23 protein-coding genes are annotated in these 21,395 nt (G+C 64.2%); 18 read left to right on the top strand and 5 right to left on the bottom strand.

Features of this window, described 5'->3' with window-relative positions:
- The first annotated feature begins 43 nt into the window (after window positions 1–43).
- Window positions 44–2,587, top strand: coding sequence for a penicillin-binding protein 1A (locus tag Q4610_RS03955; RefSeq protein ID WP_304534695.1), 2,544 nt, complete (start codon window positions 44–46; stop codon window positions 2,585–2,587).
- A gap of 25 nt (window positions 2,588–2,612) precedes the next feature.
- Here the strand turns inward: Q4610_RS03955 and Q4610_RS03950 are convergent, their stop codons facing one another.
- A complete protein-coding gene (locus Q4610_RS03950; protein ID WP_304534694.1) occupies window positions 2,613–3,269 on the bottom strand; it encodes a hypothetical protein in 657 nt (218 codons plus the stop codon).
- A 218-nt stretch (window positions 3,270–3,487) separates the two neighbouring features.
- Here Q4610_RS03950 and prfB point away from each other — a divergent pair, with 218 nt between their 5' ends.
- The 4 genes from prfB to Q4610_RS03930 all read left to right on the top strand — a co-directional run bounded on the left by prfB (window position 3,488) and on the right by Q4610_RS03930 (window position 6,510).
- Window positions 3,488–4,615 (top strand): peptide chain release factor 2, encoded by a 1,128-nt coding sequence (prfB, locus tag Q4610_RS03945; protein WP_304534693.1) that lies wholly within the window; start codon window positions 3,488–3,490, stop codon window positions 4,613–4,615.
- Entirely contained in the window at window positions 4,615–5,337 is a 723-nt protein-coding gene (locus tag Q4610_RS03940; RefSeq protein WP_304534692.1) for a class I SAM-dependent methyltransferase, read from the top strand. The genes prfB and Q4610_RS03940 overlap by 1 nt, the downstream gene beginning before the upstream one ends.
- 166 nt (window positions 5,338–5,503) lie before the next feature.
- On the top strand, window positions 5,504–5,941 hold the full coding sequence (locus tag Q4610_RS03935; protein WP_304534691.1) for a SufE family protein: 438 nt from the start codon (window positions 5,504–5,506) through the stop codon (window positions 5,939–5,941).
- A 65-nt stretch (window positions 5,942–6,006) separates the two neighbouring features.
- Window positions 6,007–6,510 (top strand): hypothetical protein, encoded by a 504-nt coding sequence (locus Q4610_RS03930; protein WP_304534690.1) that lies wholly within the window; start codon window positions 6,007–6,009, stop codon window positions 6,508–6,510.
- A 37-nt stretch (window positions 6,511–6,547) separates the two neighbouring features.
- Here Q4610_RS03930 and ggt read toward each other — a convergent pair whose 3' ends face one another.
- Together ggt and Q4610_RS03920 are read right to left on the bottom strand one after the other, a co-directional pair.
- Window positions 6,548–8,248 carry a gamma-glutamyltransferase gene (gene ggt / locus Q4610_RS03925; RefSeq protein WP_304534689.1) on the bottom strand — a complete coding sequence of 567 codons (1,701 nt, stop codon included), beginning with the start codon at window positions 8,246–8,248 and terminating at the stop codon, window positions 6,548–6,550.
- Between the two features lie 49 nt (window positions 8,249–8,297).
- A complete protein-coding gene (locus tag Q4610_RS03920) occupies window positions 8,298–9,341 on the bottom strand; it encodes a quinone-dependent dihydroorotate dehydrogenase (RefSeq protein WP_304534867.1) in 1,044 nt (347 codons plus the stop codon).
- Window positions 9,342–9,693: 352 nt separating this feature from the next.
- Between Q4610_RS03920 and Q4610_RS03915 the strand changes: the two genes are divergently transcribed.
- The 12 genes from Q4610_RS03915 (at window position 9,694) to Q4610_RS03860 (ending at window position 18,073) form a co-directional block, all read left to right on the top strand.
- Window positions 9,694–10,635, top strand: a complete 942-nt coding sequence (locus tag Q4610_RS03915; RefSeq protein ID WP_304534688.1) for a helix-turn-helix domain-containing protein — start codon at window positions 9,694–9,696, stop codon at window positions 10,633–10,635.
- 225 nt (window positions 10,636–10,860) lie between these two features.
- Window positions 10,861–11,271, top strand: a complete 411-nt coding sequence (locus Q4610_RS03910; RefSeq protein ID WP_304534687.1) for an RrF2 family transcriptional regulator — start codon at window positions 10,861–10,863, stop codon at window positions 11,269–11,271.
- Window positions 11,268–12,752 (top strand): Fe-S cluster assembly protein SufB, encoded by a 1,485-nt coding sequence (sufB, locus tag Q4610_RS03905; protein WP_304534686.1) that lies wholly within the window; start codon window positions 11,268–11,270, stop codon window positions 12,750–12,752. Before Q4610_RS03910 ends, sufB begins: the two co-directional genes overlap by 4 nt.
- On the top strand, window positions 12,749–13,003 hold the full coding sequence (locus tag Q4610_RS03900) for a hypothetical protein (RefSeq protein ID WP_304534685.1): 255 nt from the start codon (window positions 12,749–12,751) through the stop codon (window positions 13,001–13,003). Before sufB ends, Q4610_RS03900 begins: the two co-directional genes overlap by 4 nt.
- A gap of 32 nt (window positions 13,004–13,035) precedes the next feature.
- A complete protein-coding gene (locus tag Q4610_RS03895) occupies window positions 13,036–13,491 on the top strand; it encodes a hypothetical protein (RefSeq protein ID WP_304534684.1) in 456 nt (151 codons plus the stop codon).
- A 3-nt stretch (window positions 13,492–13,494) separates the two neighbouring features.
- On the top strand, window positions 13,495–14,241 hold the full coding sequence (gene sufC / locus Q4610_RS03890) for a Fe-S cluster assembly ATPase SufC (RefSeq protein ID WP_304534683.1): 747 nt from the start codon (window positions 13,495–13,497) through the stop codon (window positions 14,239–14,241).
- Window positions 14,238–14,990 carry a SufD family Fe-S cluster assembly protein gene (locus Q4610_RS03885; protein WP_304534682.1) on the top strand — a complete coding sequence of 251 codons (753 nt, stop codon included), beginning with the start codon at window positions 14,238–14,240 and terminating at the stop codon, window positions 14,988–14,990. Before sufC ends, Q4610_RS03885 begins: the two co-directional genes overlap by 4 nt.
- Window positions 14,987–16,198 (top strand): cysteine desulfurase, encoded by a 1,212-nt coding sequence (locus Q4610_RS03880; RefSeq protein ID WP_304534681.1) that lies wholly within the window; start codon window positions 14,987–14,989, stop codon window positions 16,196–16,198. Before Q4610_RS03885 ends, Q4610_RS03880 begins: the two co-directional genes overlap by 4 nt.
- Window positions 16,195–16,659 carry an SUF system Fe-S cluster assembly protein gene (locus tag Q4610_RS03875; RefSeq protein ID WP_304534680.1) on the top strand — a complete coding sequence of 155 codons (465 nt, stop codon included), beginning with the start codon at window positions 16,195–16,197 and terminating at the stop codon, window positions 16,657–16,659. Before Q4610_RS03880 ends, Q4610_RS03875 begins: the two co-directional genes overlap by 4 nt.
- Window positions 16,659–17,021 (top strand): HesB/IscA family protein, encoded by a 363-nt coding sequence (locus Q4610_RS03870; protein WP_304534679.1) that lies wholly within the window; start codon window positions 16,659–16,661, stop codon window positions 17,019–17,021. The genes Q4610_RS03875 and Q4610_RS03870 overlap by 1 nt, the downstream gene beginning before the upstream one ends.
- 25 nt (window positions 17,022–17,046) lie before the next feature.
- Entirely contained in the window at window positions 17,047–17,844 is a 798-nt protein-coding gene (locus Q4610_RS03865; RefSeq protein ID WP_304534678.1) for a Rossmann-fold NAD(P)-binding domain-containing protein, read from the top strand.
- A 76-nt stretch (window positions 17,845–17,920) separates the two neighbouring features.
- Window positions 17,921–18,073, top strand: a complete 153-nt coding sequence (locus Q4610_RS03860) for a hypothetical protein (protein ID WP_304534677.1) — start codon at window positions 17,921–17,923, stop codon at window positions 18,071–18,073.
- A gap of 99 nt (window positions 18,074–18,172) precedes the next feature.
- Here the strand turns inward: Q4610_RS03860 and Q4610_RS03855 are convergent, their stop codons facing one another.
- On the bottom strand, window positions 18,173–19,084 hold the full coding sequence (locus tag Q4610_RS03855) for a DMT family transporter (RefSeq protein WP_304534676.1): 912 nt from the start codon (window positions 19,082–19,084) through the stop codon (window positions 18,173–18,175).
- Window positions 19,077–20,096, bottom strand: a complete 1,020-nt coding sequence (locus Q4610_RS03850) for a threonine aldolase family protein (protein WP_304534675.1) — start codon at window positions 20,094–20,096, stop codon at window positions 19,077–19,079. Before Q4610_RS03850 ends, Q4610_RS03855 begins: the two co-directional genes overlap by 8 nt.
- 160 nt (window positions 20,097–20,256) lie before the next feature.
- Between Q4610_RS03850 and Q4610_RS03845 the strand changes: the two genes are divergently transcribed.
- Window positions 20,257–21,348 (top strand): branched-chain amino acid aminotransferase, encoded by a 1,092-nt coding sequence (locus Q4610_RS03845; protein WP_304534674.1) that lies wholly within the window; start codon window positions 20,257–20,259, stop codon window positions 21,346–21,348.
- The last annotated feature ends 47 nt before the right edge of the window (window positions 21,349–21,395 follow it).

Here is a 21,395-nt window from a genome sequence, read left to right as displayed (position 1 = left end):
GCCACTGGCCTTGGCGCTATTTTGACCCTAGAGCCTCTTCCCCATGGAAGAGGCCCGTTCCGAAACCGCCCAGACCTCAATCGCCTATCGCCTGCGTCGCGACGCGGGCGGTATTTTCGGACGCCTGCGCCCCTTGTGGCAGCGCCGCTGGTTCCGCTGGGCGTCGATCCTGCTGGGCGGCTTTGCCCTGTTCTGTGCGCTATTCTGGCTGATCTTCGCGCGCGGCCTGCCTGACGCGGCGACCCTGCTGGAATATGAGCCGCCGCTGCCGACCATTGTGCGCGACATCAATGGCCAGCCGGTCCACAGCTATGCCCGCGAACGCCGGGTCCAATTGCAATATAGCGATTATCCGCCGCTGCTGATCCGCGCCTATCTGGCGGCGGAGGACAAGACCTTCTTCGACCATCATGGCGTCGACTTCCCCGGATTTGCCGGCGCGGTGTTCGACTATGCCAGCAAGCTGGGATCGGGCCAGCGCGCGCGCGGCGGCTCCACCATTACCCAGCAGGTGGCCAAGAACCTGCTGATCGGCGACGAATATTCGCCCACCCGCAAGGTGAAGGAGATGATCCTGGCGTGGCGCATGGAAAATGTGCTGAGCAAGCAGCAGATTCTCGAACTCTACCTCAACCAGATATTCCTCGGTCGTAACGCCTATGGCGTGCAGGCGGCCGCGCGCGCCTATTTCGACAAGGATGTCGCCGACCTGCAACTGCCCGAAATGGCCTATCTCGCCATTCTGCCCAAGGGGCCGGCCAATTATCGCCCCGAAAGCGAAACCGGCCATGCCCGCGCGATCGACCGGCGCAACTGGGCGCTGGGTGAAATGGAGAAGAATGGCTGGATCACCACTGCCCAGCGCGACGCGGCGATCGCCATGCCGCTCGGCACCGTCGCTGCGCACGGCTCCAGCTTCGATGCGCGTGCCGGCGGCTATTATATGGAGGAGGTGCGTCGTCGCCTGATCCAGCAGTTTGGCGAGAAGGCGGCGGACGGTCCCAACAGCGTCTATGCCGGCGGCCTGTGGGTGCGCAGCCCCTATGACCCGGTGGTCCAGGAAAAGACGCAGGATGCGCTGCGCAACGGCCTGCTGCGTTTCGACGCCGGGCGTGGCTGGTCCGGCCCGGTCGGCCAGATCAACGTCGCCAATGGCTGGGAACGGGAGCTGGCGGCCAGCTATATCAGCGTCGATTATGCCAGTTGGCGGGTGGCGGTGGTGATCAGCCGCTCCGCGTCGGACGCGCAGATCGGTTTTGCCGACGGCAGCACCGGCACGCTGCCCGCCGGCGCCGCGCAGACCCCCTATCGCAAGACCGGCGGCCCGGCTTTCTCCGCCATGAAGCCCGGCGACCTGATCGTCGTCGTGCGCAACGGATCGACCTGGGCGCTGCGCAACATCCCCGAAGTGTCGGGCGGCATGATGGTGGAGGATGTCCACAGCGCCCGCGTCCGCGCGATGCAGGGCGGCTTCGATTCGCGCCTCTCCTCCTACAACCGCGCGACCCAGGCGCTGCGCCAGCCCGGCTCCACCATCAAGCCGTTCGTCTATGCCGCCGCGCTCGACAATGGCATGACCCCCGCGTCGATCATCGTCGATGGTCCCTTGTGCGTCTATCAGGGCGCGGGGCTGGGGCAGAAATGCTTCCGCAACTTCTCCGGCGGCAGCGCGGGTCCGCAAACGATGCGCTGGGGCGTCGAACAGTCCCGCAATCTGATGACCGTGCGCGCCGCCAGCCAGACCGGCATGGACCGGGTCGTGCGCACGATCAGGAATATGGGGATCGGCGACTATCAGCCCTATCTCTCCTTCGCGCTGGGCGCGGGCGAAACGACGGTGGAGCGGATGGTCAACGCCTATGCCACGCTCGCCAACCAGGGCCGGCAGATGCCGCCCAAGCTGATGGACTATGTGCAGGACCGGCGCGGCAAGGTGATCTGGCCCGAACGCTGGCGGCCGTGCGAGGGGTGCAACATGGCGAACTGGGATGGCAAGCCGATGCCCCGCTTCGGCATGGAGGGCAAACAGGTGATGAACCCGATGACCGCCTATCAGGTCGTCCACATCACCGAAGGGGTGATCCAGCGCGGCACCGCGACCGTGCTGGCTGACCTGGATCGCCCGTTGTTCGGCAAGACAGGCACCACCAACGGCCCGACCAACGTGTGGTTCGTGGGCGGATCGCCCGACATCGTCGCGGGCGTCTATATCGGCTATGACCAGCCGCGCAGCCTTGGTGGCTGGGCGCAGGGCGGGCGGATCGCCGCGCCGATCTGGAAGGCGGCGATGGCGCCGATTCTGGAAACCATGCCCAAAACGCCGTTCATCGCGCCTGCGGGTATCCGCATGGTCGCGATCGACCGCCGGTCGGGCAAGCGCGTCTATGGCGCCTGGCCCGGTACCGACGCCAAGCCGGCCGTTATCTGGGAAGCGTTCAAACCCGAATCCGAACCCCGCCGCTCTATCCGCAAGGAAGAAGCCGAAGCCCAGGCCAAGGTCGCCGAAAGCCGCGCGGCCCGCGCCACCGCCCGCACCCGCCAGCGCAGCGACAGCGATTTCCTGGAAGGGCAGGGCGGGATTTATTGATCGCTTGTCGAATTGCTGTTGGCAATCAACCGGGCAGGAACATGATGATAGAGGTCGGTGCCTTATACTGAAAATTCGGCGAAAGCGCGCAGTCTTGCGGTGCCGCGCCATAGGCGGCCTTGTCGATACAGCTCAAAGCGGATGCGATGTTCGTCATCAACGCGATTCGTCCGACGCCTACCGTACGGGCTGTGCCGTTCCCGCCCTTGGACTCAGCAGCGGTGCTTATATCTCGCTGGAACAGAAGCTGGCCGTTATCGATTCGGGTTAAGCTCCATCCCATGGTGACGCTGGCACGGCTTGAGAAGGAAATCTTGAATGGCGCATCCATATCGATCCAGCGTGGCGACAAGCGAACCTTGGCTTCGGCGATGGTCGGAGCCAGCATGTTCAGCTTGTCCATCGTTTCGCGCAGCGCCTTCTCAAAGCTGGATCGCTTTGCCGCGCCGGTCAGACCCAGCGTTGCTTTCGCGCCGACAACACCGGGCATATCTGCAACCGGCTCCAATGCTATGCGACGATAAAGCGGGTGGTCTGGTGACAGTGCTTTGGGAACCGACGGAGAGAATGAAAACCCGATAGGCGACAACGGCACATCGTCGGATGCCAGTGCCGATTGCGGAGCCAGGGCCAGAATGGCGAGGATGGGGAGAATGCGCATTCGCTGGCTGCTATCGGCCACACATTGCCATGCCTTTGCGGAATATCATTAACGCGTACGCCAACTGCCTTTTGGCCTCTCTTCTGAAGAAAAGCACTGGAACCGTTCGGGCTGAGCCTGTCGAAATCCTGTTCTTCTTGACGAAAAGCGATTTACTCAAGAAAGGACGGCCTTTCGACAAGCTGAGGGCGAACGGCTAGAGAGCCTTCCCTTTCGGGCCGAGTTTTTGGAGACTTCCCATGCGCGCCGAAGCGCAGCAATATATCGACCGTATCGACGCCGCGCTGGACCTGCTGCGCCGCTTCCTAGACTGGGACCGCGCGCTGCGCCGGCTGGACGAACTGAACGCGCGCGTCGAAGATCCGACCCTGTGGGATAATGCCAAGCTGGCGCAGGAGGTGATGCGCGAGCGTACCCGGCTGGAAAGCGCGATCGGCGCGACTCGCGCGATCGAGGGCGGCAAGACCGACAATGCCGAACTGATCGAAATGGCAGAAGCCGAAGGTGACGAGGAGATGGTGAACGAAGCCATCGCGTCCCTGAAGGCGCTGGCCGACCAGGCGGACGAGGACAAGATCAAGGCGCTGCTGGCTGGCGAGGCCGACGCCAGCGACACCTATCTGGAAATCCATGCCGGCGCTGGCGGCACCGAAAGCCAGGACTGGGCCGAAATCCTGTCCCGCATGTATCGCCGCTGGGCCGAACGGCGCGGTTACAAGGTGGAGCTGGTCGATTATCAGGCGGGTGAAACGGCGGGCATCAAGTCCGCGACCTTCCTCATCAAGGGCGAGAATGCCTATGGCTATGCCAAGACCGAAAGTGGCGTTCACCGCCTGGTCCGCATCAGCCCCTATGACAGCGCTGCGCGCCGCCATACCAGCTTCTCGTCCGTCTGGGTCTATCCGGTGATCGACGACAATATCGATATCGAGGTCAAGGAATCCGACCTCAAGATCGACACCTATCGCGCGTCGGGTGCGGGCGGGCAGCACGTCAACACCACCGACTCCGCCGTCCGCATCACCCACGTCCCTTCGGGTATCATCGTCGCGTCGCAGAATGACCGCTCGCAGCACAAGAACCGCGCGACGGCCATGAACATGCTCAAGGCCCGTCTGTACGAGGCCGAACTGCGCAAGCGCGAGGAGGCGGCCAACACCGACTATCAGGCTAAGACCGAGATTGGCTGGGGCCATCAGATCCGTTCCTATGTGCTGCAACCCTATCAGTTGGTGAAGGATCTGCGCACCGGCGTCACCTCGACCGCGCCCGACGATGTGCTGGATGGCGCGCTCGATCCCTTCATGGCCGCCGCCCTGTCGCAGAAGGTGACGGGCGAATCGGTCGATGTGGAGGATGTCGATTGATGATCGCGCGGGTGGTTCTGGCGGGCGCCCTGCTCCTGCTGGCTGCCTGCGACCCATGGAGCGGAGGCAAGGAGACCGAACGGCCCGCCGCCGCGCAGGATTTTCCGCGCGCAGACCGCCCGGTCGCGCCGATCGTGTCGACCCGCTGGTCGAGCGAGGAGGCGCGCGACCGCGTCAATGAGGCGGAGGATATCATGGACCGGGCGGGCATCCGTCCCGGCATGACCGTGGCGGATATCGGTGCGGGCGAGGGTTATTATACCGTCCGTCTGGCAAAGCGGGTCGGCCAGGATGGGCGGGTGCTGGCCGAGGATATCATGCCCGAAGTGATCGAGGCGCTGTCGCGCCGGATCACGCGCGAAGAATGGGACAATGTCAGCCTTAGGCTGGGTGCGCCCGAAGATCCGAAACTGCCTGAAAACAGCTTCGACCGCATCCTGATGGTGCATATGTATCATGAGATCGCCGAACCCTACGCCTTTCTCTGGCACCTCAGTCCCGCGCTGAAAAAGGATGGCGAACTGATCGTGGTCGACGCTGACCGGCCGACCGACCAGCATGGCACGCCGCCGCGCCTGCTCGCCTGCGAACTGGCTGCCATGGGTTTCCGTATGGAGCAGTTGACGCCCCGGCCCACAGCCGGCGGTTATCTCGCCCGCTTCCGCCGTATCGCCGCGCGGCCCGACCCTGCCAATATCGTGCCCTGCGCCTTTCACGGCTGAAACGCAGCGCGCCTTGTCGTCAACCCTGGCCGCTGCGGCGCATGATAGGCACCGGCGCGCCCTGTAGAAGGGCAAGGCCCAAGTGGCCGCCGGCACCTCTTTTCGCGCTGCGCCGCCTGCCCGCAAGACGCCAAAACACGCTTTCACTGGCGGCATTTGGCCCTATATGGTCGACATGACTGACCAGCCGACACCCATGCCTGCCCTGGCCGATCTTCAGGAAGACTATGCCTTTCTCGACGCGGACGATCGCTACCGGCTGTTGATCGACCTGGGCCGTGAACTGGAGCCGATGCCCGACGCGCTCAAGACCGATGCGACTTTGGTGCGGGGCTGTTCGGCGGCAGTGTGGGTCTATCCCACCGTGCTGGAGGATGGACGGCTGCACTTTCTGGCCGACAGTAATGCCGCGATCACCAAGGGGATCATCGCGCTGGTGTTGCTGGCCGTACAGGACCGCAGCCCGGCAGAGATCGGGGCAACGGACATTGAGGGCGCGCTGGCGCCGTTCGACCTGAAAAATCAGCTCAGTTCCAACCGGACGCAGGGCATTCCCAACATGATTGCGCTGATCCGCGACACGGCTGGTCGCTACGCGGGCTAGGGGGCGAGCAACTTCACGGCCGGTGAAACATTGTCCTTCCATACTCTTATGGAAGGAGAAAGGCGATGCGCGCCATCCTGATGATCGCGGCGACAATGACGGTGACGGCCTGTGCCGATCAATCCGAAGGACCGACCCAGCGCGAGACGATCGGCCAGGTATGGAAATATGAGGGCGGCGAAAGCGGCACTGGAGGCAAGGTCGCCAAAGTCGCCTATATCGGCAGCGTCAATAGCGTGCCGACCATGACCGCGCCGGACACATTTTCAGTGCTGCTGGTCCAGCCGCTCAAGCAAGGCGGGGCCGACGTAACGGTGAAGCTGGTCGGTGCGCCCTTCACCTGCGACCTGTCGGACTGCCGGGTCACTGCCACCACCGACGACGGCAGGCGGCATGCATGGCAGGGGCGGATGGCCACCAATGATGATGGCATCGCCATTGCGCCCTCGCAGGGGGCCTATGATGTGATCAGGGACGCAAAGCGCGTCAAGATCGACCTGGTGGTGGACGGGAAGGCCGGCACCGCCCCGTTCGTGTTCAATGTGGCGGGGCTGGATTTGAAGGGGTGAGGCGCCCGACAAAAGACTTCGCGCCCGCAAAGGCGGTTTACTCCTGCAAAGATACGCCAGGGCTGCGCGGGTCCGCCGCACCCACCCAACGGCCATCTTCTGTCCGCTCGGCGGCGTTGGCCTTGAGGCCCATCCGGTTGACGCTGACGCGATGGCCGAGTTTTTCCAGGGGGGCTTTCATCGCCTCCAGTGACGTGCCCTGTTCCAGCACCAGCCCGTCGCCATTGAAGAAGATGAGGCCGTGGGCGATCGATTCCTGGGCGGACAGGCCCCAGTCGAAATGCGCGATCAGTGCCTTGGCAACCTGCATGATGATGGTCTTGCCGCCTGCCGCGCCGACGGTGAAAATCGGCGTGCCGCTGGCGTCGTAAACGATCGTGGGAGACATGGAGGAAAGGGGGCGCTTGCCCGGTTCCACCCGGTTGGCGACCGGCGCGCCATTTTTTTCCGGGGTGAAGCTGAAATCGGTCAGTTCATTGTTCAGGATCACGCCATTGGCGACCAACTGGCTGCCAAAGAAACTTTCGATGGTCGATGTCCAGGCGGCGATGTCGCCGTTGCGGTCCACCGCGACGAAATGGCTGGTGCCGCTTTCGGGGTGGGGCAGTGACGCGGTGCGCGGCTGCGCGCCGGGCGGTGTGCCGGGCTGATATGTGGTGAGCGCCTTGTTGAGGCGAATGAGCGATGCGCGCTGTTTCAGATAGGCAGGGTCGATCATGCCACTGACCGGCACTGTGACGAAATCCGGGTCGCCCAGCCATGTATCGCGATCGGCATAGGCCAGTTGCATCGCTTCGCCGATGACATGCCAGGAACGGGGATCGTCCTTGCCCCATCGGGCCAGCGGGAAACGCTCGACCATGCCCAGGATTTCCAGCACGGTGACGCCGCCCGCCGATGCCGGCCCCATGCCGCAGACGGTGTAGATACGATAAGGACCGCAGACCGGCTTGCGGTGCTTGGCCTGATAGCCGGCAATGTCCGCTTCTGTCATCGGGACGGGGTTTTTGGGTGCATGGGTGACGGCATCGCTCAGCAGCTTCGCATTCTCGCCCGTGTAGAAGGCGTCCGGGCCTTCCGCCGCGATGCGCTTGAAAAGCGCGGCTAGCGGGAGGTTTTTCAAGGTGGTGCCGACCGGGGGCGGGGCGCCGTTGATCCAGAAGAGCTTCTGTATTGCCGGAAAATCAGCCCAGACGCCCTGCGTCGCGCGCAAGGCGGTGGCGGTGCGCTCGCCAAGCTGAAAGCCGTCCTCTGCATAGCGGATCGCCGGCTGAAACAGGTCTGCCCAGGGGAGCTTGCCCCACTTTGCATGGGCGTCCCACGCCAGGCGCAGATTGCCCGGCACCCCGGCCGAATAGCCGCCCGGCCAGGCGTCTCGGAAAGGCAGCGGCTTGCCGTCCGGTCCCATGAAGCGATCGGGGCGTGCCGCCGCCGGCGCCGTTTCACGGCCGTCGATCGAATCCAGCAGGCCGGTCGTGCCGTCATGATGCATAAGGAAGCCGCCGCCGCCAATGCCGCTATTATGCGGCTCCACCACGTTCAGGGTCAGCATCATCGCGATCGCCGCGTCAGTGGCGCTGCCCCCCTTGCGCAATATCTCCTGCCCCGCCTGCGCCGCGCGTGGATCGGCGGCGGAGACGGTGGCGTTGGTCGATACCGGCGCGCGTGCGGCGGCGGGCAGGGGCGACAGGGCGAGGAGGGCGAGTGTGGCCAGGTGGCCGGAAAGGCGGGCGATCATGGCCATCACCCTAGTCAATGCGTTGCGCGCCGCAACCCTTCGGATCGGGTCAGGTGTCGACGCCGATCAAATCGGTGATGTTTTTCACCCCGTCACGGGCCATGAGGTGTTTGAGACCCTTGTTGATGCGCCGCGCCAGATAGGGGCCTTCATAGACCAGGGCGCTGTAAAGCTGAACCAGCGAGGCGCCGGCACGGATGCGCTGATAGGCCTGTGTGGCGGTGGCTATTCCGCCGACGCCGATCAGCGGTACGCGCGATCCGAGCAGGCGGTGAAAATCCCTGAGCCGTTGATGCGACAGGTCGAGCAGGGGCGCGCCTGACAGGCCGCCTGTTTCTGCGGCATGGGCGGAGCGGAGGGCGGGCCGCGAAATTGTGGTATTGGACACGATCAGCGCGTCGACCTGATGATCGAGGCAGGCCATGGCGATATCCTCGACATCGGCCGGTTCCAGATCGGGCGCGACCTTGAGGAAAATGGGCGTTCGGTCCGCGCCGCGTGCGCTCATCACGGCAGAGAGAAGTGCGTCCAGCGCCGAGCGATCCTGCAACGCGCGCAGGCCGGGCGTGTTGGGCGAGGAGATGTTGACCGTGAGATAATCGGCCAGCGGGGCCATGACGCGCACGCCGGTGACATAGTCGGCGATCCGGTCGGCCGCGTCCTTGTTCGCGCCGATATTGATGCCGATGACCGGGCCTTTGCCGACGGGGCGGCGATAGCGGGCGATGCGGTCGGCCGCCGCACCCTGGCCGCCATTGTTGAAGCCGAAGCGGTTGATGACCGCGCGGTCCTCCGCCAGGCGGAACAGGCGCGGTTGCGGATTGCCCGGCTGGGCGAGCGGGGTCAGCGTGCCCAGTTCGGCAAAGCCGAAGCCCAGGCCGTGCATCTTGTGCGCGACACGGCCATCCTTGTCATAGCCTGCCGCCAGCCCGACCGGGTTGGGAAAGCATATTCCCGCCACCTCGCTCTGCAGCAGGGGATCTGGATTGAGGGGCGCGGCGGTCGGCATCATACGCAGCGCGGCGATCGACAGATTATGCGCGCGCTCTGCTTCCAGCGTGAAGATCAGCGGGCGGAGGAGGCGGTAGAACATGGAGCGGCTATGCCAGTGGCGCAACGATCCGTCGAGTCGCTGTTGCACCATCGCAACAATGACAGGCGCCATCTATTTCATGACAGAAAACGTCATGAATGAGACTGTTTGCTGCCCGAAAATGTCCGATCCATCCAATAATATGCCCCCGATTCGGGCGTAAAGCCCTCCTGCGACCCGAAGGCTCTTAGGCCCATGGCCGAATGAGACCTTTTACTGACCCGGCGGGTAAAACCGCCGGGTCATTTTTATTCCGGTCCCGATACAAGGACATAAAAGTTACCGATCGTTAGCCATAGCTCTTGCGTGGTGCGACTGTTGGCGCATAGTGACGGGCGACGGGGTGAAGAAGATGGGGTCGCATCACATCGACATGGGCGGCGGCGCAGTGGCGCTGCCCGATGAGCGTGGGCCGCTTTCCTATACGGTCGCGGCGGCGCAGGGGCCGGTCGGTCTGCGTTATTTTGCCCCGCCTGCTGATCTGCGCGCCTATTTCGGATCGCTTTATTATTTCACCGTGTCGGCGGATCACTATGCCGATGCCACCCGCGCCGATGTGCCGCAATTGCGTTTCATGCTGGAGGGCGGTGGCGACTATCATTTTCACGACGGGACCGTCATGGCCACGCCGCCGGTATGCCTGTTGGGTCCGACCATGGGTGCGACCCGTTTCCAGCTCGACCGGCCATCGCGCGTTGTGGGTATTTCCCTGCTGCCGGCGGGCTGGGTGGCGCTGCATGGTGACGACGCCAGTGGACTGGCGGACCGGCTGTGCGACCTGGCGGCCGTGCGTGGTCCGGCCTATGACGCGCTGCTGGAACGGTTGCGCGGGCTGGACGATGACGCCGATGGGATGGCGGAATTGTGCTGGGCCGAACTGGGCAAATTGCTGCGGCCATTGCGTCCGGCGATCTGGGACTTGCTGGCAGCGATTGACGCCTGGCTGATGGATGAGGGGTCGCCGCGGATCGAGGCGTTGGTGGAGACGACCGGCCTGTCGCCGCGCCAGCTTGCCCGGCTCGCCAACAAATATTATGGCGCGCCGCCCAAGCTGCTGGCGCGCAAATATCGTGCGTTGCGTTGTTCGGCGCGGATCGCGCTGGATGGGGAAAGCTGGCAGCAATTATGCGACGAGGGCGGTTTTTATGACCAGTCGCACTTCATCCGGGAGATCAAGCATTTCATCGGCCTGACTCCGCACCAGTTGCAGACCGAGCCATCGGCTGTGGCGCAACTGACGTTGTTGCGCCGATCGCTGGGTGGCGATGTGGCGGTGCTGAACCGATTGAGCTGAGAGGCACGGAATCGCGCTCATATCCGCTCGTTCTAGGCTTGCCGGACGGCTGCATCGTCTCAAGGACAGATGGTGGCTTCGGCAGGCTCAGCCCGAAGGGATGTCTTCGAAGCGCGTTGTCCTACGCCTTTTCAAAGCAAAAATATCTTGATTCAGGGGATGCTTGCGACCACATGCGGCCAATCGGATGGAATCGGTCCGATTTGAGAATGGTTCGCAATTGATATGAGATTATCGAGCTTTGCCGACTATGCGGTCGTATTGATGTCCGCTGCGGCCCGCCATTGCGGGGGCGTGCGGATGAATGCGACGACGCTGAGCGCCGAAACCGGCATCCCGTTGCCCACCGCGCAGAAGCTGGTGAGCCGGCTGTCGGCCGCCGGGCTGCTCGAATCAAGCCGGGGCACGGGCGGCGGCGTGCGCCTGTCACGCCCGCCCGCCACGATCACGCTGGCCGATGTGGTGGAAGCGGTCGAAGGGCCGATCGCGATGACCGCCTGCAACGAACTGGGCGCGCATGATTGCAATCTGGAAACCGACTGCCGCATCCGCCCGCATATGAACGTGGCCAATGAAGCGATCCGATCCGCCCTGGCGGGCGTCACCATCGCCAGCCTTAGCAGAGAAATGGCATGACCGAACAAGCAACGACGGTTCGCAACCAGGAAGCGCAGGAGGCGGCCGATCGCGCCTCCACCTACGAACATGGCTGGTCGTCGGCGATCGAGCAGGATTTCGCGCCCAAGGGGCTGAACGAGGACACGGTCCGCTTCATCTCCGCCAAGAAAAACGAGCCGCAATGGCTGCTCGACTGGCGGTTGAAGGCGTTCGCCCTGTGGAAAAGCATGACGCCGCCCGACTGGGCCAAGCTGAACGTGCCGCCGATCGACTATCAGGACGCCTATTATTATGCCGAGCCGAAGAAGAAGGCGGAGCTGGACAGTCTCGATCAGGTCGACCCGGAAATCCTGGCCACCTACAAGAAGCTGGGCATCCCCATCGCCGAGCAGGAAATGCTCGCCGGGGTGAAAGGCAGTCGCCGGGTCGCGGTGGACGCGGTGTTCGACTCGGTGTCCGTCGCCACCACCTTCCGCAAGGAGCTGGAGGAAGCTGGCGTCATCTTCCGCTCGATCAGCGAAGCGGTGCGCGAATATCCCGACCTGGTGAAGAAGTGGCTGGGCAAGATCGTGCCGATGCACGACAACTACTTCGCCACCCTGAACTGCGCGGTCTTTTCCGACGGGACGTTCGTCTACATTCCCAGGGGCGTGCGTTGCCCGATGGAATTGAGCACCTATTTCCGCATCAATGCGGAGAATACCGGCCAGTTCGAACGCACCCTGATCGTCGCGGATGAGGGCAGCTATGTCTCCTATCTCGAAGGCTGCACCGCGCCGATGCGCGACGAGAACCAGTTGCACGCCGCCGTCGTGGAACTGGTCGCGCTGGATGATGCCGAGATCAAATATTCTACCGTGCAGAACTGGTATCCCGGCGATGCGGACGGCAAGGGCGGCATCTATAATTTCGTGACCAAGCGCGCGCTGTGCCAGGGCCGGAACAGCAAGGTGTCGTGGACCCAGGTGGAAACCGGGTCGGCGATCACCTGGAAATATCCGTCCTGCGTGCTGAACGGCGAAAATAGCGTGGGCGAATTCTACTCGGTCGCACTGACTAACAATATGCAGCAGGCCGATACTGGCACCAAGATGATCCATAACGGCAAGGGGTCGCGATCGACCATCGTGTCGAAGGGGATCAGCGCGGGCCGCAGCAACAACACCTATCGCGGCCTCGTCCGCGTGGCGCCCGGCGCGGAAGGGGTGCGCAACTTTACGCAGTGCGATAGCCTGCTGCTGGGCGACCAGTGCGGCGCGCATACGGTGCCCTATATAGAGGTGCGCAATCCATCAGCGCAGATCGAACATGAGGCAACGACGAGCAAGATCAGCGACGACCAGCTCTTCTATGCCATGCAGCGCGGCCTGGACGCGGAAAGCGCCGTCGGCCTGATCGTCAACGGCTTCGCCCGCGAAGTGCTGCAACAACTGCCGATGGAATTTGCGGTCGAGGCGCAGAAATTGCTGGGGATTTCCTTGGAAGGCAGCGTGGGGTGACGCGAAATGCCGCCATTGCGAGTGATATTACTGTGCTTCTGGCAATGATGATTGCAGGGCCGATGATCGGATGGTTTTTCGTGAAAGGCTGGAAGAATGGACTGGTCGAAACCCGCTTTGGCAATTTCGTTAAGTCCGAGCGACCAGCCGCCTTTTGGCTGTCTATGATATTCTATGGCGCTGGCCTTCTGGTCGTAACTGCCGGCACCGTCATGGTTTTGGCTGACCTTTTTGGAAGCTTCGTAGACTGAAAAGCAAATTTGAGAAGTTGAAGGACTGAGACTTGAGCGACGAAGACGATATTCAGGATGCCCTCGCGGATTTCGCGGAGGATGTCGGCAATGGCCAGTCATGGACCGCCGCGATCCGTATCCTGACCGAGGATTATGAGCTGGAAGAGGGCGAGCTGGAGCCGCGCGCCCGCGCCGATTTCGGCGATCTCGACACGTTCGAGGCGCAAAGCCGCGACGCCTTGCAGAAGGCCGATGCGGCGATGACCGAGAAGCTGCGCAAGGACAAGGCGTTCCATAAGGCCAAGGCGCCCAACCTGGCCCGCATGGGGCCGGTCAGCGAGTTCGTCGTCGCGCTGCTGGAAAAAGGCCCGCCTGAAAAGGACGCCGACTGGTGGCCCTATATGCCGATCAAGCGGCATATCGACACACTGTTCCCCGCGCCCGGCGATGTGCGCGACATGGCGTTCTGGACCGCGCGGACGCTCCAGCGCGCGCATGAGGGATAAGAGATGCTGACGATCGACAATCTGACCAATGAAATCGGTGGCAAGGCGATCCTGAAAGGTCTGTCGCTCACGATCAACGCGGGCGAAATCCATGCCATCATGGGACCGAACGGCGCAGGCAAGTCCACGCTGGCCTATACGCTGGGCGGACGCCCCGGATATGAGGTGACGGGTGGCAGCGCCATGTTCGAGGATGCGGACCTGTTCGACATGGCGCCGCATGAGCGCGCGGCAGCCGGGCTGTTCCTGGGCTTCCAATATCCGGTCGAAATTCCCGGCGTGTCGAACCTGCAATTCCTGCGCGAAAGCCTCAACAGCCAGAAGCGGGCGCGGGGCGAGAAGGAGCTGAACGGCGGCGAGTTCATCCGTCTGGCCAAGGACAAGGCCGGGCTGCTGGGCCTGGACATGGACATGCTCAAGCGGCCGGTGAATGTCGGCTTTTCGGGTGGCGAGAAGAAGCGCGCGGAAATGGTGCAGATGGGGATTCTCGATCCCAGGCTGGCGATTTTGGACGAGACGGACAGCGGCCTCGACATCGACGCATTGAAGATCGTGGGTGCGGGCATCAATGCCATCATGCGCAAGCCCGACAAGGCCGTGCTGCTCATCACCCATTATCAGCGGCTGCTCGATTATGTGAAGCCGGACTATGTGCATGTGCTGGCCGGTGGCCGGATCGTAAAGTCGGGCGGGCCGGAACTGGCGCTGGAGCTGGAACGTGAGGGCTATGCCGAGGTCGTGGCGGCGTGAACGCTCTCGCCCTTCCGACGCGCAGGGATGAAGCCTGGCGCTATAGCGACCTGGACGCCGTCGCCGCCATCTGGCCGACCCCCGCGCCGACGCGGATCGACGTGGGCGCGGGCGGGAACGCGCGCCATCATCTGTTGCAGGACGCAAGCGACGGCGCGGCGGCGGTGCATGATTATGTCATCACCATTGGCGATGGCGCGCGGTGCGATTTCCACGTGCTGAACATCGGCGGCAAGCTGGGGCGGGTGACGTTCACCGTCACGCTGGGCAGCAACGCGCATTTCGGGCTGAACGGTGCGATCATCGGCGGCGGCGACCAGACGCTGGAGATCATCACCAGCGTCACCCACGCCCAGCCCGATTCGACCAGCGGCCAGACGATCCGCTCGATCCTGGGCGGTCGCGCCACTGGCAGTTACCTCGGCAGCATCAATGTCGCCCGCGATGCGCAACGTACCGATGCCTTCCAGTCGGTCAAGGCGATGCTGCTGGACCGGACGGCGACCGCCAACGCCAAGCCGGAGCTGGAAATCTTCGCCGACGACGTGAAATGCGCGCATGGCGCGACGGTGGGCGAACTGGACAAGGCGGCGTTGTTCTACATGGCGTCGCGGGGGATGGACCCGGCGACTGCCAAGACGCTGCTGCTGCGGTCCTTCGTCGCGGGCGTGTTCGACGATGTGGCGGACGCGGTGGTCAGGCAAGCGCTGGAGGCGGCGGCGATCGCCAAGCTGGAGGCGCTGGTATGAGCGCGACATTGGCACCTTCGGCGCTGCGCCTGCGCGACGATTTCCCCGGTGTGGGCGACTGGCATTATCTCGACAGCGCCGCCACCGCGCAGAAGCCCAACGCGGTGATCGACGCGATCGCGCGCGCCTATGGTCCCGATTATGCGACGGTGCATCGCGGCGTCTATGAACGCTCGGCGAACATGACGCTGGCCTATGAAGCGGCGCGGCGGAAGGTCGCGACCTTCATCGGCGCGGCGAGCGACAGCGAGATCGTCTATGTCCGGGGCGCGACCGAGGGGATCAACCTGGTCGCGACATGCTGGGCGGGGACGCAGCTCCAGGCGGGCGACCGCATCCTGCTGTCGACCCTCGAACATCACAGCAATATCGTGCCGTGGCAGATGGTGGCGGAAAAGGTCGGCGCGCATATCGATGTCGTGCCACTGACCGGCGATGGGCGGATCGACCTGGACGCGATGCGGGCGATGATCACGCCACGCCACCGCATGGTGGCGCTGGCCCATGTGTCCAACGTGCTGGGCAGCGTGCTGGACGTGCGCCGCGCCGCCGATATCGCGCATATGGTGGGCGCCAAGATATTGATCGACGGGTGCCAGGCGGTGCCACGGCTGGCGGTCGATGTGGCGGCGATGGACTGCGATTTCTACGTCTTTTCCGCGCACAAGCTCTATGGCCCGACCGGCATCGGCGTGCTGTGGGGGCGGTCCGAACTGCTGGAGGCTATGCCGCCCTATCAGGGGGGCGGGTCGATGATCGACAAGGTGACGTTCGAAAAAACCACCTACGCCCCTGCCCCGACCCGATTCGAGGCGGGGACGCCGCATATCACCGGCGTGGTGGGTCTGTCGGCGGCGATCGACTATGTGCAGGCGATCGGGCTGGACGCCATCCACGCGCATGAGTGCGCGCTGGTGGCCAGAGCGCGGGCAGCGCTGGAGGGCATGAACAGCATCCGCCTGTTCGGGCCGGACGACAGCGCGGGCATCCTCTCCTTTGCGGTCGAGGGGGTGCATCCGCACGATGTCGGCACCATATTGGATGAAACGGGCGTCGCCATAAGGGCCGGGCATCATTGCGCGCAGCCGCTGATGCGCCATCTGGGCGTGGAAGCGACGGCACGGGCCAGTTTCGGCCTTTATAGCGATGAGAGTGATGTGGATGCGCTGGTCCATGGGCTGGAGCGCGTGAGGAAGATTTTCGGATGACGCAGGAACGCAAGATCGTGGTGGAAGAAGTGGATGCGGTGGAAACCCCGCCCAAGGCGCGCGTCGAGGATGTGGCGGAGACCGCGCCGCGCCAGCGCGACTATCTGGACGGGTTCCTGGCGCAGAAGCCGGTCGAAGCCGCTGCCGGTGAGCCGGGCGGCAATCTCTATGACGGGATCATAGATGCGCTCAAGGAAATCTACGACCCTGAAATCCCGGTCAACATCTATGATCTGGGGCTGATCTACGGCGTCGATGTTACCGATGACGGCCATGCCGTCGTCACCATGACGTTGACGACGCCGCATTGCCCGGTCGCCGAATCCATGCCGGGCGAGGTCGAACTGCGCGTCGGCGCGGTGCCGGGGGTTGGCGATGCGCAGGTCAATCTCGTCTGGGATCCGCCATGGGACCCGCAGAAGATGAGCGACGAGGCGAAGCTCGAACTGGGGATGCTGTGATGACAGACGTGCAGACCAAGACCCGCGCCCGTCCCGCCGCCGTCATCCTGACGCCGAGCGCACAGGCACGGATCGCCGACCTGATGCGCCAGGCGCCCGACGGGACGATCGGGGTCAAGCTGTCCACCCCCAAGCGCGGCTGTTCGGGCCTGGCCTATTCGGTCGACTATGTGACGCAGGAAGCCAGGTTCGATGAGAAGATCGAGACGCCCGGCGGGGTGCTGTATATCGACGGCGCATCGGTGCTGTACCTGATCGGATCGACGATGGACTGGGTGGAGGATGATTTCACCGCCGGTTTCGTGTTTGCCAATCCCAACGCCAAGGGTAGCTGCGGCTGCGGCGAGAGTTTCACGGTTTAGGGCGCAGCACGGAAGGTCGGTTGCAATGCCCCATCTGCTTGTCATCGGCATGGGCTATACCGCATCCCGCCTTGCCCTGCGCCTGCGGTCGCAAGGGTGGCGGGTGACGGGCATTCGTCGCGCTGCTCAGGCCGATATGCTCGCCTTCGATGACGAGCACGCCGTGTGCGCGGCCATTGCCGATGCGACCCATATCCTCTCCTCCGTCCCGCCTGAGGGGGATGCAGACCCCGTCCTGACCCGCTATGGTGTCGCCATAGCCGCGGCACCCGCTGTCTGGAGCGGCTATCTCTCCTCCACCGGCGTCTATGGCGATGCGGCCGGCGCCTGGGTGGATGAGGGCAGCCCGGTGGGCTTTGGCCGGCGGTCGGCGCGGGTGCGGGCGGATGCGGATTGGGGCGCGTTGCGGGCCGACATGCGCCGCTTTCGCCTGCCGGGCATTTACGGGCCGGGTCGATCGGCGCTCGACCGGGTGCGTGAGGGGCGGGCGCATCGCATCGACCTGCCGGGCCAGATATTCAGTCGCGCGCATGTGGACGACATCGTCGCAGGCGTGATCGCGTCGATCCGGGGTGGGCCGGCGGGTATTTACAATCTGTCGGACGACCTGCCCTGCGCCCAGAACCGACTGATCGAGGAGGCCTGTGCGATACTGGGCCGGTCGCTGCCGCCGCTCCAGACGATGGAGGAGGCGCAATTGTCGCCGATGGCGCGGGGCTTCTATGCCGAAAATCGCCGCGTCGCCAATGGGCGGGCGAAGCGGTTGCTGGGCTGGGTGCCGCTTTATCCCACCTATCGCCAGGGTTTGCGGGCCTGCGACTGAGGCGTTCATCGCGTGGTTTACGGCTTGTTAACCGCGCCTGTCGATGAGGAAGGCATTGCTTCACAAGGGATGCCGCATGACCTGCATTGACAAGAGCTTTGCCGCCCTCAGCCACCGGATGCGCGCCATGGGCGCGCCGGGGCGGGCGGCGACGGCCCATGAGCCGATCGCCAGCCTGATCGACAAGCTCAACGCCGCCAAGCTGCGTTACCAGCCGGGCGCGCGCTAGAGCGGTTTGCGATCCGATTGCATCGGATCAACCGCTCTGGATTATCGATTTTACGCGATTTCCGAGTCATCAGATGATTCCATCTGATTAGAAATCGCTCTAAGCCGCCTTGGACCGCAGCGCGATGGCCATGCCCGCGATCGCCAGCAGTGCGCCGACGATCGACAGGGTGGACCAGGCATAGGCTTCCACCAGAGTCGAGATCAGCATCGCGATCACCGGGATCAGCACGCTGGTATAGGCGGCGCGGCCCGCGCCCATGCGCTGGATCAGGGTGAAGTAGAGCGGGAAGGTGACGACCGATCCGGCAAGGCCGAGCCAGCCGACGCCCGCTATATAGCCCCAGCGCATGTCGAATTGCGGCGGACCGACGGTGGCCCAGGCGAAGGCGGCGTCCACCCCCGCGCCGATCAGCATCGCCCAGGCCAGCACCGCCAGCATCGGCAGGCGGCGGGCGATTTCCATCCCCTGCATGACATTGGCGGCCGATGCGCTCAGCAGCCCGGCGATCGAGAAGGCCACGCCCAGCAGCACCATGTCCGGGTGGGCCCCGGCAGTTTCCAATGGGGCGGCGCGATATTCGTGCAGCAGCATCAGGATGATGCCAGCCACCGCAACCACCGATCCGCCGATGAAGGCGCGGCTGACGGGCTGGCGGAAGATGAGGAAAGCAAGGATCGAATTGGGAATGAGCAGCATCGCATAGATCACCGCGACGACGCCGGAAGTCAGATAATGCTCCGCCCGATAGACGAAGTTGAAGTTCAATACGAACTGGGCGATGCCAAGCAGGGCGGCGTAGAGCAGGCCGCTGCGCCCGATATGGAGCGGCACGCCGCGCCATCTGGCAAAGGCGGCCATGGCGATGCCGGCGAGGAGGAAGCGGTAGCAGACCGACCAACTGGCGGGCACCGATCCGATCTGGTCGCGGATCACGATCCAGGTCGAACTCCAGATCAGGGTGACGAGGATGAAAGGGATGACGACCCCGCCCTGCCTGTCATCAGCCATGGTCAAGGGCTTTCAGCGCCTGTGCCAGCGGGGCGACGCTCTGCGCGTCCTGCGACCAGTTGGTGACGAGCCGGGCGGCGCCGTCGCCCCAGTCGTAAAAGTCGAAGCCCTGTGCGCGCAGCCGGGCGGCTTCGTCGGCGGTCAGCCGGACGAACAGCTCGTTCGCTTCGACCGGATGCAGCAGGCGTTCCGCAACGCTGGCGGCCAGCGCCTGCGCCGCGCCATTGGCGGCATGGGCGTTGCGCAGCCACAGGTCGCCTTCGATCATGGCGAGAATCTGCGCGGCGAGATAGCGGCCCTTGGAAAAGAGATGGCCCGATCGCTTGCGCCAGCGTGCTGCGTCGGCCGCGCGGGCTGGCGCGGCATCGCCGAAGAAGAGCAGCGCTTCGCCCACCATGCCGCCATTTTTGACGCATCCGAAGCTGAGCGCATCGACGCCAGCGCGCCATGTGATGTCGGCGGGCGTGCAACCCAGATGCGCCACCGCATTGGCGAAGCGCGCGCCGTCCATGTGAAAGCCCAGGCCATGACCCTTGGCGATATCGCCCAGCGCGGCGACCTCTGCGGGGGTGTAGGCCCGGCCATATTCGGTGGCGTTGGTGATGCTGATCGCGCGCGCGGGCGATTGATGCACGTCAGGACGGATCATCCTGAGCCGGGCGGTCACGCTGTCGGGCGTCAGCTTCGCACCGTCGCCAGGCAGCGGCATCAGGGTTGCGCCATGGGTGAAGAAACCGGGCGCGCCACATTCGTCGATCAGGATATGCGCTTCTTCATGGCAGATGACGCCGCCATAAGGCGGGCAGAGGGTGGCGAGCGCGATGCTGTTCGCCGCCGTGCCGGTGGCAAGCCACAAGGCCCGGACCGGGGTTTCGAACAGGTCCGAAAAGGCGCCGTCCAGCCGTGCGCTCCAGCCGTCGCCGTCATAGCCATGGTCGGCACGGTCGGCGGCTGCGATGGCGGCCATGACTGCGGGGCAGACGGGGGTGGCGTTGTCGGAAAAGAAATGCATGGCTCCAGCGATAGCGAGGCCGCCGGGGCGCGGGAAGAGGCCAGCGCGGCGCGGCTGGCCCTTTTTGAACAGGAATGGGTCAGTATATATGACCCATTGTTTCATTGACGGCTCTGTGACATAGGCAGCCGCATTCGAGCCATATATAAGGAGACTCACCATGGCCGCCGAGCAGACGTCGCGCTTCACCGTCACCCGCAACAGCCAGGCTGTGGCGGCGGACCAGCGTGCGGTGCTGCTCGAAGATCCCGGTTTTGGCCGGCTCTTCACCGACCATATGGTGACGATTCGCTATACCGAAGGCCAGGGCTGGCACAGTCACAAGGTCGAGCCGCGCGCGCCCTTCATGCTCGATCCCGCCTGTGCCGTGCTCCATTATGCGCAGGAAATCTTCGAAGGGATGAAGGCCTACCGGCTGGAGGATGGCAGCATCGCCATGTTCCGCCCGGAGGAAAACGCCCGCCGTTTCGCGGAGTCGGCCGAGCGCATGGCGATGCCCGCGATCCCGCAGGACCTGTTCCTGGAAGCGGTCGAGCAATTGGTGAAGATCGACGCCGACTGGATTCCGACTGGCGAGGGCAGCCTTTATCTGCGCCCGTTCCTGTTTGCGAGCGAGGCGTTTCTGGGCGTGCGGCCGTCGAACGAATATATTTTCTGCGTCATCGCCTCGCCCGCCGGCGCCTATTTCAAGGGCGGGAAGAAGGCCGTGACGCTGTGGGTGTCGGAACATTATACCCGCGCGGCGCGCGGCGGCACGGGCGCGGCCAAGTGCGGCGGCAATTATGCCGCGTCGCTGGTCGCGCAGAAGGAAGCGACCCGGCAGGGTTGCGACCAGGTGGTGTTCCTGGACGCGGCCGAGAACAAATGGGTCGAGGAACTGGGCGGCATGAACGTCTTTTTCGTGATGGAGGACGGGTCGATCGTCACCCCGCCACTCACCGGGACGATCCTGCCGGGCATCACCCGCAACTCGATCATCACGCTGGCGCGCGCCAAGGGGCATGAGGTGCGCGAGGAACCCTATAGCTTCGCCCAGTGGCGGGCCGACGCTGCGAGCGGCAAGCTGCGCGAAGCCTTCGCCTGCGGCACGGCGGCGGTCGTCACCGCGATCGGCACGGTCAGGAGCACGGACGGCGAGTTCACCATCGGCAATGGCAATGGCGGGCTGGTGACGGAAAGCCTGCGCGCGGAGCTGACCGGCATCCAGCGCGGGATCGTGGCCGATCCGGCGGGCTGGGTACGGACTGTTTAATCGCGTATCATCGACAAGGGGAAGTCGAGGGGAAACCCGGCTTCCCA

Origin of the sequence: Sphingobium cyanobacteriorum, assembly GCF_030580935.1 — a bacterium.
GTDB lineage: Bacteria > Pseudomonadota > Alphaproteobacteria > Sphingomonadales > Sphingomonadaceae > Sphingobium > Sphingobium cyanobacteriorum.
The sequence above is the reverse complement of the archived record's forward strand: the minus strand, read 5'-3'. Positions and strand labels throughout refer to the sequence as shown.

Excerpts from the sequence above, each read along its gene's own strand:
- Q4610_RS03955 (WP_304534695.1), top strand. The coding sequence starts at position 44 with ATGGAAGAGGCCCGTTCCGAAACCGCCCAGACCTCAATCGCCTATCGC.
- prfB (WP_304534693.1), top strand. The coding sequence starts at position 3,488 with ATGCGCGCCGAAGCGCAGCAATATATCGACCGTATCGACGCCGCGCTG.
- Q4610_RS03940 (WP_304534692.1), top strand. The coding sequence starts at position 4,615 with ATGATCGCGCGGGTGGTTCTGGCGGGCGCCCTGCTCCTGCTGGCTGCC.
- Q4610_RS03935 (WP_304534691.1), top strand. The coding sequence starts at position 5,504 with ATGGTCGACATGACTGACCAGCCGACACCCATGCCTGCCCTGGCCGAT.
- Q4610_RS03930 (WP_304534690.1), top strand. The coding sequence starts at position 6,007 with ATGCGCGCCATCCTGATGATCGCGGCGACAATGACGGTGACGGCCTGT.
- ggt (WP_304534689.1), bottom strand. The coding sequence starts at position 8,248 with ATGATCGCCCGCCTTTCCGGCCACCTGGCCACACTCGCCCTCCTCGCC.
- Q4610_RS03920 (WP_304534867.1), bottom strand. The coding sequence starts at position 9,341 with ATGTTCTACCGCCTCCTCCGCCCGCTGATCTTCACGCTGGAAGCAGAG.
- Q4610_RS03915 (WP_304534688.1), top strand. The coding sequence starts at position 9,694 with ATGGGGTCGCATCACATCGACATGGGCGGCGGCGCAGTGGCGCTGCCC.
- Q4610_RS03910 (WP_304534687.1), top strand. The coding sequence starts at position 10,861 with ATGAGATTATCGAGCTTTGCCGACTATGCGGTCGTATTGATGTCCGCT.
- sufB (WP_304534686.1), top strand. The coding sequence starts at position 11,268 with ATGACCGAACAAGCAACGACGGTTCGCAACCAGGAAGCGCAGGAGGCG.
- sufC (WP_304534683.1), top strand. The coding sequence starts at position 13,495 with ATGCTGACGATCGACAATCTGACCAATGAAATCGGTGGCAAGGCGATC.
- Q4610_RS03880 (WP_304534681.1), top strand. The coding sequence starts at position 14,987 with ATGAGCGCGACATTGGCACCTTCGGCGCTGCGCCTGCGCGACGATTTC.
- Q4610_RS03875 (WP_304534680.1), top strand. The coding sequence starts at position 16,195 with ATGACGCAGGAACGCAAGATCGTGGTGGAAGAAGTGGATGCGGTGGAA.
- Q4610_RS03870 (WP_304534679.1), top strand. The coding sequence starts at position 16,659 with ATGACAGACGTGCAGACCAAGACCCGCGCCCGTCCCGCCGCCGTCATC.
- Q4610_RS03865 (WP_304534678.1), top strand. The coding sequence starts at position 17,047 with ATGCCCCATCTGCTTGTCATCGGCATGGGCTATACCGCATCCCGCCTT.
- Q4610_RS03860 (WP_304534677.1), top strand. The coding sequence starts at position 17,921 with ATGACCTGCATTGACAAGAGCTTTGCCGCCCTCAGCCACCGGATGCGC.
- Q4610_RS03855 (WP_304534676.1), bottom strand. The coding sequence starts at position 19,084 with ATGGCTGATGACAGGCAGGGCGGGGTCGTCATCCCTTTCATCCTCGTC.
- Q4610_RS03850 (WP_304534675.1), bottom strand. The coding sequence starts at position 20,096 with ATGCATTTCTTTTCCGACAACGCCACCCCCGTCTGCCCCGCAGTCATG.
- Q4610_RS03845 (WP_304534674.1), top strand. The coding sequence starts at position 20,257 with ATGGCCGCCGAGCAGACGTCGCGCTTCACCGTCACCCGCAACAGCCAG.